Origin of the sequence: Winogradskyella sp. PC-19, assembly GCF_002163855.1 — a bacterium.
Lineage (GTDB): Bacteria > Bacteroidota > Bacteroidia > Flavobacteriales > Flavobacteriaceae > Winogradskyella.
Map to the genome: position 1 here is coordinate 2,784,386 of NZ_CP019332.1, position 12,248 is coordinate 2,796,633.

General features: G+C 32.2%; 16 protein-coding genes. 8 read left to right on the top strand and 8 right to left on the bottom strand.

Translation table 11 applies throughout. From position 1 onward, the window contains the following. Positions 1-62 precede the first annotated feature (62 nt). From BTO05_RS12900 to BTO05_RS12915, 4 genes are all read right to left on the bottom strand, one after another. Positions 63-908: an FkbM family methyltransferase gene (locus tag BTO05_RS12900; RefSeq protein ID WP_087493063.1), complete on the bottom strand. Its 846-nt coding sequence runs from the start codon at positions 906-908 to the stop codon at positions 63-65. A 1-nt stretch (position 909) separates the two neighbouring features. Next, complete coding sequence (locus BTO05_RS12905) at positions 910-1,578, bottom strand: class I SAM-dependent methyltransferase (protein ID WP_087493064.1); 669 nt, start codon at positions 1,576-1,578, stop codon at positions 910-912. 63 nt (positions 1,579-1,641) lie between these two features. Beyond that, entirely contained in the window at positions 1,642-2,709 is a 1,068-nt protein-coding gene (locus BTO05_RS12910) for a glycosyltransferase family 4 protein (protein WP_087493065.1), read from the bottom strand. A gap of 15 nt (positions 2,710-2,724) precedes the next feature. Next, on the bottom strand, positions 2,725-3,471 hold the full coding sequence (locus BTO05_RS12915; protein WP_087493066.1) for a glycosyltransferase family 2 protein: 747 nt from the start codon (positions 3,469-3,471) through the stop codon (positions 2,725-2,727). A gap of 54 nt (positions 3,472-3,525) precedes the next feature. Here BTO05_RS12915 and BTO05_RS12920 point away from each other — a divergent pair, with 54 nt between their 5' ends. Together BTO05_RS12920 and BTO05_RS12925 are read left to right on the top strand one after the other, a co-directional pair. Beyond that, complete coding sequence (locus BTO05_RS12920; RefSeq protein WP_232459745.1) at positions 3,526-3,975, top strand: hypothetical protein; 450 nt, start codon at positions 3,526-3,528, stop codon at positions 3,973-3,975. Then, complete coding sequence (locus BTO05_RS12925; RefSeq protein WP_232459746.1) at positions 3,953-4,702, top strand: polysaccharide deacetylase family protein; 750 nt, start codon at positions 3,953-3,955, stop codon at positions 4,700-4,702. The genes BTO05_RS12920 and BTO05_RS12925 overlap by 23 nt, the downstream gene beginning before the upstream one ends. Here BTO05_RS12925 and BTO05_RS12930 read toward each other — a convergent pair. After that, entirely contained in the window at positions 4,694-5,428 is a 735-nt protein-coding gene (locus tag BTO05_RS12930; RefSeq protein WP_087493068.1) for a glycosyltransferase family 2 protein, read from the bottom strand. The two genes, BTO05_RS12925 and BTO05_RS12930, sit on opposite strands and share 9 nt — an antisense overlap. Positions 5,429-5,537: 109 nt before the next feature. Between BTO05_RS12930 and BTO05_RS12935 the strand changes: the two genes are divergently transcribed. After that, positions 5,538-6,359 (top strand): glycosyltransferase family 2 protein, encoded by an 822-nt coding sequence (locus BTO05_RS12935; protein ID WP_087493069.1) that lies wholly within the window; start codon positions 5,538-5,540, stop codon positions 6,357-6,359. Between the two features lie 3 nt (positions 6,360-6,362). Further along, entirely contained in the window at positions 6,363-7,178 is an 816-nt protein-coding gene (locus tag BTO05_RS12940) for a glycosyltransferase family 2 protein (RefSeq protein ID WP_087493070.1), read from the top strand. Here the strand turns inward: BTO05_RS12940 and BTO05_RS12945 are convergent. Further along, on the bottom strand, positions 7,175-7,765 hold the full coding sequence (locus tag BTO05_RS12945; RefSeq protein ID WP_232459747.1) for a class I SAM-dependent methyltransferase: 591 nt from the start codon (positions 7,763-7,765) through the stop codon (positions 7,175-7,177). The genes BTO05_RS12940 and BTO05_RS12945 overlap by 4 nt on opposite strands. 9 nt (positions 7,766-7,774) lie before the next feature. Then, positions 7,775-8,830 carry a glycosyltransferase family 9 protein gene (locus BTO05_RS12950; protein WP_087493071.1) on the bottom strand — a complete coding sequence of 352 codons (1,056 nt, stop codon included), beginning with the start codon at positions 8,828-8,830 and terminating at the stop codon, positions 7,775-7,777. A 186-nt stretch (positions 8,831-9,016) separates the two neighbouring features. Here BTO05_RS12950 and BTO05_RS12955 point away from each other — a divergent pair, with 186 nt between their 5' ends. Then, positions 9,017-9,694, top strand: coding sequence for a lipopolysaccharide kinase InaA family protein (locus tag BTO05_RS12955; protein WP_232459748.1), 678 nt, complete (start codon positions 9,017-9,019; stop codon positions 9,692-9,694). Between the two features lie 63 nt (positions 9,695-9,757). Here BTO05_RS12955 and BTO05_RS12960 read toward each other — a convergent pair whose 3' ends face one another. Continuing rightward, positions 9,758-10,573 carry a 2,3,4,5-tetrahydropyridine-2,6-dicarboxylate N-succinyltransferase gene (locus BTO05_RS12960; RefSeq protein ID WP_087493073.1) on the bottom strand — a complete coding sequence of 272 codons (816 nt, stop codon included), beginning with the start codon at positions 10,571-10,573 and terminating at the stop codon, positions 9,758-9,760. A gap of 138 nt (positions 10,574-10,711) precedes the next feature. Here BTO05_RS12960 and ruvX point away from each other — a divergent pair, with 138 nt between their 5' ends. From ruvX to BTO05_RS12975, 3 genes are all read left to right on the top strand, one after another. Beyond that, entirely contained in the window at positions 10,712-11,122 is a 411-nt protein-coding gene (gene ruvX / locus BTO05_RS12965; RefSeq protein ID WP_087493074.1) for a Holliday junction resolvase RuvX, read from the top strand. A 76-nt stretch (positions 11,123-11,198) separates the two neighbouring features. Further along, positions 11,199-11,789, top strand: a complete 591-nt coding sequence (def, locus tag BTO05_RS12970; RefSeq protein WP_087493075.1) for a peptide deformylase — start codon at positions 11,199-11,201, stop codon at positions 11,787-11,789. A 10-nt stretch (positions 11,790-11,799) separates the two neighbouring features. Continuing rightward, positions 11,800-12,225, top strand: a complete 426-nt coding sequence (locus BTO05_RS12975; RefSeq protein WP_087493076.1) for a DUF5606 domain-containing protein — start codon at positions 11,800-11,802, stop codon at positions 12,223-12,225. Positions 12,226-12,248: the final 23 nt, after the last annotated feature.

Consider the following 12,248-nt stretch of genomic DNA (forward strand, 5'->3'; position numbering starts at 1 on the left):
TGCTGTAAAATATGCACTAATTTTAAGATGCAAATTTACAACATAGCCAACTTCTTTAATAATTATTTGGAGAACAAAATATCGTCAGCTTTGTTTTTTGACATCAATTCATCTAAGTATACCAATAATTCATTTGAATTAGTTCCATAATCTATTACTTTTTTAGAGCGTACAAAACTCGCTTTAGTAAAGTGTGGGGCTATTAAGGCTAAGAAATCTTTATTAGAGACATCAGATACATTTTTTAAATGATGAGGTACGTATTCTACATACAAAAACCTTAAATCTTTAACTGTGTTTTGCATGCCTTTAAGCGCAAAATATTCCGCACCCTCAATATCCATTAACATGGCAGTTGGTTTTGTAAGATTTTCTTCAGTTATATGGTCGTCTAAAGAAATCATTTGCACATCTACTTTGTTGGGATTATCATGATTATACATAATATTATCTGTCTTTGGTGCAATTTTACTGCCACCAGAGTTCACGGTGTTTTGATAAAAAGTAACTACCTTTTTTTCATCACCGACAGCTAAGTTAAAAAGGCTTACATTTTTTAGACGATTCAAACAAAGGTTCATTTCTATATACCAAAATGTACCTTCGTTAGCCTCGTATCCAATAACAGACTTTACTTGTTTTGCGATTGGTACTAAAAGTGTTCCAACATGTGTTCCTACAACATACACAACATCTTCTTTAGTTAGTAGGTCTGATAAGATATTTATCTCCTCTAAATCCCAATTACCTTCGAAACCTAAAGACCTTCCGACACAAATATCTTCGATAGGTACTGCGATAATTCCATTTTCAGAATTATAGATAACACCTTTAGTAAAAGGTCCTAATACTTTTTTACGCTTCTTTGATTTTAACTCTTTTTTGAAGTATTTAAATCTCTTTTTCATGTTATAAACTGTCTCTGTGTAATAAAAGGACTTGGTATTTATTAATAATAATTTCCCATCCTTTTGTAAGCATGTAAGCAATAACAGTTTTTCCTTTTCCACCACCAGGTAATCCACAATCGTCAATTAAAACTATGGTGTTTTTATGCAGTCTATCTTCGATTATTTTGAATTCCTTTAAGTGATGCTCTTGACTATCTTTCTGAATTTGCAAATCCGTTTTTGAATAGTCGTAGCTATCTAGATACAAGAAGTCTATTTCACCTTTAAAGTTTTTAAGATAGTTTAACGAATCATCTAAATGTACAGTAACAACTTTATTCAAACCTTGATTTTGCACTTCGCTTCGTGAGCCTTCAACAGAATCTTCACTAATATCTACAGAGTGCATTACAGCACCGTTTTCTTTAGCCCATTTACCAAATACTATAGTAGCAGCACCGTCGCTTTTAGCACCTTCTAATCCTTTACGAGAAGTACCAGTTTCAACTATGACTTTAGCATTTCTTTCCTTAAGTAATTTCAAAACTTTAGCGAATGTCACACGACGTCTTCTAAAGTTATATTCAAAAGGCATAAATGGATATAACGAACGATGTTTTATGAATTTTAAAACAAAGTGCGTCATTGCTAAGACAACAACTAAAGAAATTATTAAAGCTGTATTCATTTTATATGGATTGGTTAGATTTTGACAAAGTTAGATTTTAATTTGAATTATTGCTTACAGAAATCACATTAGCGACTTATAAACATCAGAATAAGCTTTTGCAGCATCATCCCAGTTAAATGATATAGCTCTTTTTGTAAGTGTATCTTTTAGTACTGTTTTGTTTTGGTTGAAATTATCTAATCCAGAAGATAAAATATTAGCCATATACTCAGCATCGTAATTATCCCAGTAATAGGCGTTTTTACCACCTATTTCTGGTAAAGACGTATTGTTTGATAAGAAGACAGGTTTACCAAAACGCATGGCTTCTATAGGCGGAATACCAAAACCTTCTCTTAATGACGGAAAAACAAAAGCCTCACAATTCTTAAGGTAAAATTGTTTATCTACATCACTTATTTTTCCGGTTATAACAACTCGGTCTTGCAGATTTAGTTTTTTGATAGTCGGTAATAAAACATCTTGAGTATATGACGTGTTATTATTTCCTGCTAATACCAAATCAAAATCTTTGATATGAACTAACATCTCTATTAGAGTATGAAAATTTTTACGCTCAGTAAACTCTCCAATACTGAATAAATAAGGTCTTTTTGATGTTGATTTTGGTAAGTAATTATCTGGGATTATAATTTTGGTTATCGGATTACCATTGTATATGACGTGTTCAGAAACTTTAGGAACATTAAAATAATCGTGAGTAGATTTTTTTGCAAATTCAGAGATGTAAGTAATTGCCGATGCACGATTTAGCTTTTCTTTGAATCTGATGTTTCGCTCATGACTCATATCGGAAGAAACTTCATCAATAAAATTCACATCATGTATGGTCAGAACATAAGGTATATTATGATATGGCTCAATCTTAACATTCTGATTCATGGAGTGCCAGACATCATATTTTTTTCTAATCCGAAAAAGTGGATATCGCCTAAATGATTTATATATTTTATAATCAAAATAATCACCAAACTCTTTTTTTAGAGAATCTGTATGCTTTGCATGTAGTGTCATTTTGTAATCTTCGATTTGGGCATTGTATAAGCCTTTAATCAAATGGTAATTAAACTGACCAAAACCAAAATGTAAGTTTTTAATATTGTGAGATTCTAAGAAAACAGACTTCATAATGCGATAGAATAATTAATCAATATTTCGATACATGGTCCAAAGTTGTATGTAGCGTTTGTAAACTGCAAAAGCACTTAAATAGGCTAATATAAAACCTTCTTTGCCGTCTAAGAACCCTAATTTGATAATATACTGATGAAAAAAACGATACCAAGGTCTCACCAAAAAATGATATAAATTTGGTCTAACATTCTTTTTGTAAAGCATTTCTGCTTGTAGCTTACTGTATCTTGTTAGTTTATCATTATAGTTGTCGTAACCTTTATAAGAATAGTGTTCACTACGATTTTTTAAAGTCTCGATTTTTCCATTGATTTCTAAAGTTTCGTGAACTAATTTATTATTGTATTTACAATGTTTTTTTTTAAAAACACGTGTCGCTAAATCATTCTGAAAACCACTGTATTTAATATGCTTGCCCATAAAATGAAAGTTTCGTTTCACATTATAAGCAACAGTGTTTGAGTTCGAAGCTATCTTTTTTTGTATTTCTTCAGCTAATTCATGAGAAATCGTTTCATCTAAATCAAAAAAAACAATCCAGTCGTAATTGGCTTGAGCAATTGCAAAGTTTTTCTGGTTCGAAAAATTATCGAATTCACGCTGTATAAAAGTGACATTATTTTGCTTTGCAATTTTAGCAGTCTCGTCTGTACTGTTGGAATCTACAATGATAATTTCGTCAGCAAAAGATAAACTCTTAATGTAGCTTTCTATATTGGATTCTTCATTGTAGGTTATAGCAAGAGCGCTTATCATATTAAGTAAAAGTCAGATTTTTGCCAAATATAACCATTGCGGTTTATATATTTGTTGAAGTTGATTAAACAGAATAGAAAATATATGACTTATAAATATTCTATTTGCCATCCCGATAAAGAAGATATTGAATATATAGATAATCCAATATCAGGAAGTGAAATTTTAGAAATAGCCAAAAACTATCCTTGGGTCGAAAAGTTGAAATTTTCAGATTCACTGCATCAAGGTGATGTATATTATAGTCCTTCTATAGATTTTACTTGTATTGAGGACGAAATAAGTTTTTGCATGACAGCTGATTATGATAGTAATGAAAAACTTGAGTTTTCTTTATGGTTTAATAGACCAAAAAAAGTTAAGGTTTTGTTCGGATTATTAGGAGAAAAAGAAAAAATAGTCGTTGATGATGTATGGCATATTAGCTTTGAAAAATCCTTGAAATATCTTCAGCATTTTGTGAATAGAAATTATTCCTTGATTGAAGAATTGTATAAAAAATAGTACTGTGCCAAAACTTCCTGTTTTAATGTATCACTCGGTAACAACCTCGTCAAATGAGAGCGTAGGTTTAACCATCGATGTCAAAAAGTTTGAGGACCATTTACAATATCTAAAATCTAAAAATTATAGAGCATTACACTTTAAGGATTTAGAACAAATTAAATCAGCCAAAGAGTTTCCTGAAAAATCAGTAATTATAACCTTTGATGATGTTTATGTCAATCAGTTAGAATTGGCAGTACCTTTACTCGAAAAGTATGGTTTTAAAGCGTCTTTTTATATTCCGTTTAAGTATGTTGGAAAGACAAATACGTGGGACGAAGGCAAAAAACCTATTATGTCTGTAGCTCAATTAAAATCTTTAAATCCTGAAGTTATTGAGCTTGGTTTGCATAGCTTTTCTCATGGTAATTATAAAGATATGCCCTTGGATAAAATCCGAACAGATTTTGAGCAGTCAAAAACTTTTATAAAAAACAATGACTTAAATGTGTCATCGGTTTTGGCTTATCCTTATGGGAAATATCCAAAAAAAGGAGATGCAAAAAACAGTTTTTTAGAGTGTCTTGATGAAAATAATATCACTTATGGATTAAGAATTGGCAATAGAGTCAATAAATTTCCTTTTAAAAATAACTATGAAGTTCAACGTATTGATATTAAGGGCGAAGATTCGCTATCTAAATTCAAACTAAAATTACGTTACGGAAAGCTAAAGTTATTTTAAGCCACGCTGTAATAGCATCAGTTTCACATATCTTGAAAACACACCATATGCATTAATAGTGGCTACTGTCAATCCAGGAATACCATCCAAAAATCCACGGCGAAGAATGTAACTGCTAAAAAATCGATAAAACGGTTTGAAGGCCAAATGAAAGTAGGTGGCTTTTTTTCCTTTCTTCAACATTTGCTCAGCTTGAAACCAAGCATAACTATCTTTTTTACTAATATAATGTGGTAAGCCTTTATAGGTGAAATGTAATACTGGATTTTTAAGTTGCCCAACAGTACCGTCAATAATCAGCTTTTCATGAACTAAACCTTCAAAGCGGCAATTTTCGCGTTTTACCAGTCGTAATACATTGTCCGAATGGTTATATAAAAAACGATTCATATAAAAATGCGGAAAATTAAGTTTGTATCCAGCATGTTTATTAGAGTTCATTGCGGCTTTAATTTCACTCTTTAGAGCATAAGGAATGCGCTCATCAGCATCTACAAATAAAACCCATTCGCCAGAAGCAAATTGTAATGCATGGTTTTTTTGGTTAGAGAAATTATCAAATTTTCGTTGCGTGATTTTACAGTTATATTTCTCGGCAATCTCGACAGTTTTGTCTGTACTAAAAGAATCGACTACAATAATTTCATCTGCAAAACGTACCGAACGTATTGCTTTTTCTACGTAGTTTTCTTCGTTATAAGTTGGTATAATTACCGATAATTTCATTTGCACTTGGCCTAAAGCACAAATTTAGTTGATTAATTGAGATAACACAATGCACTTTAGTAATCGCTTAAAATATGTTTATCTTTGCCAAGATTTTAAATTGAAAAACATGAGTGGTTTACCGATTACTGTTATCATAAGTACATATAATGCTGAAGCTTGGTTAGAAAAAGTTTTAGAAAGCTATAAATATCAGGATTATGATAATTATGAAGTTATTGTTGCAGATGACGGTTCTCGCGAAACGACTAAAGCACTCATTGATAAGTTCAAAGCAGATTATCCAGTTAATTTAAGACATATATGGCACGAAGATAAAGGCTATAGACGTCAAGAATTACTTAATAAATGTATTATGCAGACAGAGCACGATTACATTTTAATGACAGATGGCGATTGTATTGCACGTAAAGATTTTTTATCTACACATGCAAAATTTGCTGAAAAAGGCTATTTCTTATCTGGCGGTTATTTAAAACTAAATATGCCAACAAGTGAGGCTATCACTCTAGAAGATATTGAAAATGAAAATTGCTTTGATACAAAATGGTTAAAGGCAAACGGAAGTGTGAGTAGCAAACAAGCTTTAAAATTAAATTCTGGTGAAACATTATCTACGCTTTTAGATTTTATAACACCAACAGGAGCAACGTTTAATAATTGTAACTCTTCTGCTTGGAAAGACGATTTAATTGCTATTAATGGTTATGATGAGCGTATGCAATACGGTGGACCAGACCGTGAATTAGGAGAGCGTTTATTTAATTACGGTATTAAGTCTAAGCAAATTCGTCATAAAGCAATTGTATTACATTTAGACCATCCACGTGGTTATAAAACTAAAGAATCTTTGGATAGAAACCTTGCTATCCGTAAGAAAGTAAAAGACGATAATTTAAAGTGGACAGACCACGGTATCGTGAAGAAATAGTCTATGCCACAAGTGTCAATAATTATAAGTACTTACAATCAGCCACTATGGTTAGAAAAGGTACTTGTAGGATATGAACAGCAATCATTCAAAGATTTTGAAATTATCATTGCTGATGATGGTTCGACTGAAGAAACCAATCTTTTGATTAAAAGAGTTTGTCAAAATTCGGAATTAAATATCAAGCATATTTGGCAAGAAGATGAAGGTTTTCGAAAAACTCGAATTCTTAATAAGTCTATTTCCTTATCTCAAGCCGATTATCTTTTATTTACCGATGGTGATTGTATTCCTCGAAAGGATTTTATTCAAAAACATATAGACTTGAGACGCCCTAATTGCTTTCTTTCTGGCGGTTATTTTAAATTGCCAAAATCAATCTCTGATGTTATTACCCAAGTAGATATTGTCACTCAGAATTGTTTTGATAAAGTTTGGTTGTTGGGTAATGGTTTAAAATCTACTTTTAAAACAAATAAGCTAACTGCTAATGGTTTTAAAGAACGTTTTTTAAACAAGTTTACACCAACTAAAGCCACTTGGGATGGCATGAATGCTTCTGGATGGAAAAGAGATATTGTTGCAGTAAATGGTTTTGACGAACGTATGGCTTATGGTGGTGAAGATCGTGAGTTGGGTGAGCGACTTATGAATTATGGTGTAAAACCTTTACAAATAAGATATAGTGCTATCTGTGTACACTTGTATCACACAAGAGCTTATAAAAACGAAGTTGCTGAACAAAAGAATCTACAAATCAGAAAAGAGACAAAATCTCAAAACAAGACTTGGACTGATTTTGGATTGATTAGAGCTTAAGCCCTTTTATATGCGCCAACTTTCCAATACGTAGTTTCTCTATCGGTATTTACAGTTTCAAAATTTAATTGACTTAGCTTCTCTGAAGCATCTATAATGTCCCAACAGTTTTGTCCTTCTTTATAAATCGAAGTAATTAAAATACCTTTTGGTGTTAGTTTATCCGCGAAACGATTCAACACTTCGACTTTTAAGTGGTCGTGTACGTAATAAAAGGCCTCATTAAATACGATAACATCAAACTTTTCTTCAGGGTCATAAGTATGAATATCAGCCACAAGATTTTTTGAGTTTGCTAAAGACTTTGTTTCGGCTTTATCAATCGAAGCAGAGGAGTAGTCTACATTATAAAATGCAGAATAATCTTCAGGATTTAATTTTTTATTTAAAACAGCTTCACCTGCACCCAAATCTAAAATTATAGGCTTTGCTTTTGCGTAGCTCTTTATATATTCAGCAATTTTATCGTAACGGACAGCTTCACGCTCGTTGGCTAAGTAATCCCATTTACCTTTTTTGTACTGCTTGTTCCAGCGCATTTTTCTTCGCCAGTGATGAAATTTATCAATTAAACTCAATTTTGCCATAAAGTAATTTTAGAAATGTTGTTTTAGAAAAGCATCAAGTTGAGGAATAATTATTTCCGGTGTCAGTTGCTTGTATAAAAAGCTAGGGTCTTCTTCTATTTTTCTTCTTTGTTCTCTATCAGTCGAAAATAAATCTGGTTTTTCATCTAATAAATGAATAGAGGTATGCATCTTACCATCTTCAAAACTTGCCCAATGGTCTTTAAGAACATATGGAGAAAATATGGTAAATGTTGGTCTATTCAAGGCTTTAGATATATGTACTGTTCCGCCTTCATTTGCAATGAGAAGTTTACACTTGTTCATCAATAATACAAACCCACGGATACTCTCTTCGTATATATCAAAAATGATTTTATCCTTGTGTTTGCAAGCATCATAGATTTGTTGTGCGTCTTCCTTTTGATGTGGCGAATAATTAAATAATGCATACACATCGTAATTATCTGTTACAAAATCTATGAGACTAACAATATAATCATACGGCATAGATTTTTGAGGCGTACTTCCAAGTATACCAAACATTATGACCGGCTTATCGTATTTGTCAAGCTTATCGTATTCTTGTTCTTTATCTGTTAAGTAAATTTTTGGCTCATAAACTGGTGTTTTTATATCAAAAACCGAAGTCACTAAATGTACTCTATCTTCTAACGATTTGCCACAAGGATTTGATTTCTCCTTTAAAAAACTAACGTTGTGTGTATAGAATGGTAGTGGAGGATTCTTTTCTCGTTTTTTATAACCAACTCTAATTTTTGCACCAGATAATAATGAAATCACTCGGCTCTGAAATTTAGCGTACGGATCCATTATAATATCGTACTTCTTTTTACGTACTTGCCAAGCTGTTTTAATTAGATTAGGAATCTTTTTAAGCTCTTTTTCTTTAATTTCAATAATGTTATCTACAGATGGATTTTGTTCTATAACACCAGTAGTGTAATCGTAAACCATAAAGTCAATAACCGCATCTGGGAAAATAGTTTTAAGGTTATCGGAAATTAAAGTGGCTAAAAGCACATCTCCAATACGTTTATTTTGAATTACAAGGATTTTTTTCATCAAGAAAAGTCAGCTTCAGTTGCGTAAGTGCAAAATATAATTTTATCGGCTTTTATTAAAATTTACTTTGGTATATCTTTGAGCACTTAATTTACAGATATTATTATACACTGTCATCAAAAATACGCGCACTTAAAAGCAAAGTTAGAAACTGTTATAAATAGTTTTGAAACTTCAGGAAAGGCAGTGACTATTGGTGCAAGAAACAGCATAAAGTCGTTTGAGTTAGATGGTTTAAAACTGAATGTAAAATCATTTAAAACTCCAAATGCGTTTAATGCTTTTGTTTATAAATATATAAGACCAAGTAAAGCAAAGCGTTCATTCGAATATGCAAGTCGATTAATTGACTGTGGTGTTTCGACACCATTTCCTATAGCATATGTCGAAGAGTCTTCAACTTTTGGATTAGGACGGAGCTTTTATATTTGTGAGCATATCGATACAGATTTTGAGTTTAGAGAGCTTATCCATAAGCCTTGGTTTGAAAACAGGAACGAAATCCTTGAAAAGTTTACAGAGTTTACGTTCAAACTGCATGAAAATAATATTAATTTCTTAGACCATTCTCCAGGGAATACTCTAATAGTCAAGACTGAAAATGACTATCAGTTTTATCTTATTGACTTAAATCGTATGCGTTTTGAAACTATGAATTTTGATAAGCGTATGCATAACTTTAGGCGATTATGGCTTTCTAAAGTTATGATAAAAGTAATGTCTAATAAGTATGCAGAGTTATATAATAAATCATACGCTGAAACTCATGAGTTAATGCTTAAGCATAGTCGCGCTTTTCAGTTGAAAATTGATAAAAAGAAGCTAAGACGTTCTGGACGTAAAATGCGTTTCAAAACCGAATAAAAAAAGTTCCAATTTCTATTTATAAAATTGGAACTTTTTTATTTAAACTATAAGTAGGTTTAACTACACCGCAACATCATATTCACGAAGTGCATCGTTAAGTGATGTTTTCTTGTCTGTACTTTCTTTACGTTTTCCAATAATTAATGCGCAAGGCACTTGGAATTCTCCAGCAGCAAATTTCTTTGTATAACTTCCTGGAATAACAACAGAACGTGCCGGTACACGACCTTTCATTTCTACATGTTCGTCACCAGTAACATCTATAATTTTTGTGCTCATAGTTAGTACAACATTTGCACCCAAAACAGCTTCTTTTTCAACTCGGACACCTTCAACAACAATACATCTACTACCTATAAAAGCACCGTCTTCGATGATTACTGGAGCTGCTTGTAATGGTTCTAAAACACCACCAATTCCAACACCACCAGAAAGGTGAACATTTTTACCAATTTGTGCACAACTACCAACTGTTGCCCATGTATCTACCATAGTGCCTTCATCTACGTAAGCACCAATGTTTACATAACTAGGCATCATAATTACACCTTTAGAAATGTATGCACCATGACGAGCTACTGCATTAGGTACAACTCTGATTCCTTTTGCAGCATAATCTCTTTTTAGAGGCATCTTGTCATGGTATTCAAATATACCAGCTTCAAGAGTCTCCATTTTTTGAATAGGGAAGTAGAGCACTACCGCTTTTTTTACCCATTCGTTTACTTGCCAACCATCAGTTGTTGGTTCGGCTACTCGCAATGTACCTTCATCTATCAAAGTAATAACGCTTCTAATAGCGTCTTGAGTGACTTCATTTTTGAGCAAAGAACGGTCGTCCCATGCATTTTCTATAACAGATTGTAGTTGTTTCATGTCGTTTTTAATTATGGTTCAAAGATAAGTGGCTTTAAAAGCATTTTAAAACTATTTATAAAAATTTGTGAGTATTTATCAAACTGTGAAATATTCAACATTATAAATCTTTATATTCTAACTATCTTTGCGGCAAATATGGGAAGACTTTTAGCTATAGATTACGGTACAAAACGCACAGGAATTGCGGTTACAGATGAGTTGCAGATTATCGCATCTGGTTTGACAACTGTTAGTACACCAGAGTTAATTACATTTTTGAAAGATTACGTATCAAAAGAAGCTGTAGATAAAATTGTGGTTGGCCTGCCAAAACAGATGGACAATACAGATTCTGAAAGTGAAGTTTTTATCCAGAAGTTTTTAGTAAAACTCGAAAAACAAATCCCTAACATTCCTATTGTAAGAGTAGATGAGCGTTTTACTTCAAAAATGGCGTTTCAGACGATGATAGATAGCGGTTTGAGTAAAAAACAGCGTCGAAACAAAGCTTTAGTCGATGAGATAAGTGCGACACTTATTCTTCAGAGTTATATGTCTTCTATATAGTTACGTTACAATTATTATAAAACCACTTTAAAAATACATTAAGAATTGTATTTTTGCCTCCGTAAAAATTAAAATCATGATTTTACCAATAATAGCATATGGCGACCCAGTTTTGAAGAAAAAAGCTGTGGAAATCGATAAAGATTATCCTAAGTTAGATGAGCTTATTGCTAACATGTACGAAACTATGTATGGCGCATCTGGCGTAGGTCTAGCAGCACCACAGGTTGGATTAGCAATACGTATGTTTTTGGTAGATGCTTCACCTTTTGCTGAGGATGACGATTTTTCTGAAGAAGAAAAAGCACAATTAAAAGATTTTAAAAAGACCTTTATTAACCCAATAATTTTAGAAGAAGAAGGTGACGAATGGGCATTTAATGAAGGCTGTTTAAGTATCCCAGATGTAAGGGAAGATGTTTTTAGACAACCAAAGATTAAAATACAATACCAAGACGAAGATTTTAATACATATGTAGAAGAATATGACGGTTTAATTGCTAGAGTTATTCAGCACGAGTATGACCATATTGAAGGTGTTTTATTCACTGACAAACTATCTTCGTTTAAAAAACGTTTACTGAAAGGAAAGTTGCAAAACATTTCTAAAGGTAAAATTAGAGTTGATTACAGAATGCGTTTTCCTGCAATGAGCAAAAAACGCTAAAAATATACACATGAGTTTAGATAAAATATTATCAATTTCTGGTAAACCAGGATTATTTCAAATCGTAACGCAAACACGTACAGGTGCCGTTGTCGAATCTTTAATCGATAAAAAAAGAATCACTGTTGGTGCACATAGTAACATTAGTATTCTTAGTGAAATCGCTATCTATACATTAACAGAAGAAGTGCCACTACGCAAAGTTTTAAGCACAATTAAAACAAAGCATAACGGTGAGCCAACAACAATTAGTCATAAAGCTAGTAAGGATGAATTGGAAGAGTTTTTCTTTGATATTTTATCTGATTATGACGAAGACCGTGTTTATGCTTCAGACATCAAAAAAGTAGTGCAATGGTATAATATTCTTCAAAAGAATGATTTATTAAGCACTATTGAAGAAGAAGAAACTGCCGATATTTCTGAGGAAGAATAAATCTAATTCTACAGCATTTATTT

Excerpts from the sequence above, each read along its gene's own strand:
- BTO05_RS12900 (WP_087493063.1), bottom strand. The coding sequence starts at position 908 with ATGAAAAAGAGATTTAAATACTTCAAAAAAGAGTTAAAATCAAAGAAG.
- BTO05_RS12905 (WP_087493064.1), bottom strand. The coding sequence starts at position 1,578 with ATGAATACAGCTTTAATAATTTCTTTAGTTGTTGTCTTAGCAATGACG.
- BTO05_RS12910 (WP_087493065.1), bottom strand. The coding sequence starts at position 2,709 with ATGAAGTCTGTTTTCTTAGAATCTCACAATATTAAAAACTTACATTTT.
- BTO05_RS12915 (WP_087493066.1), bottom strand. The coding sequence starts at position 3,471 with ATGATAAGCGCTCTTGCTATAACCTACAATGAAGAATCCAATATAGAA.
- BTO05_RS12930 (WP_087493068.1), bottom strand. The coding sequence starts at position 5,428 with ATGAAATTATCGGTAATTATACCAACTTATAACGAAGAAAACTACGTA.
- BTO05_RS12935 (WP_087493069.1), top strand. The coding sequence starts at position 5,538 with ATGAGTGGTTTACCGATTACTGTTATCATAAGTACATATAATGCTGAA.
- BTO05_RS12940 (WP_087493070.1), top strand. The coding sequence starts at position 6,363 with ATGCCACAAGTGTCAATAATTATAAGTACTTACAATCAGCCACTATGG.
- BTO05_RS12945 (WP_232459747.1), bottom strand. The coding sequence starts at position 7,765 with ATGGCAAAATTGAGTTTAATTGATAAATTTCATCACTGGCGAAGAAAA.
- BTO05_RS12950 (WP_087493071.1), bottom strand. The coding sequence starts at position 8,830 with ATGAAAAAAATCCTTGTAATTCAAAATAAACGTATTGGAGATGTGCTT.
- BTO05_RS12960 (WP_087493073.1), bottom strand. The coding sequence starts at position 10,573 with ATGAAACAACTACAATCTGTTATAGAAAATGCATGGGACGACCGTTCT.
- ruvX (WP_087493074.1), top strand. The coding sequence starts at position 10,712 with ATGGGAAGACTTTTAGCTATAGATTACGGTACAAAACGCACAGGAATT.
- def (WP_087493075.1), top strand. The coding sequence starts at position 11,199 with ATGATTTTACCAATAATAGCATATGGCGACCCAGTTTTGAAGAAAAAA.
- BTO05_RS12975 (WP_087493076.1), top strand. The coding sequence starts at position 11,800 with ATGAGTTTAGATAAAATATTATCAATTTCTGGTAAACCAGGATTATTT.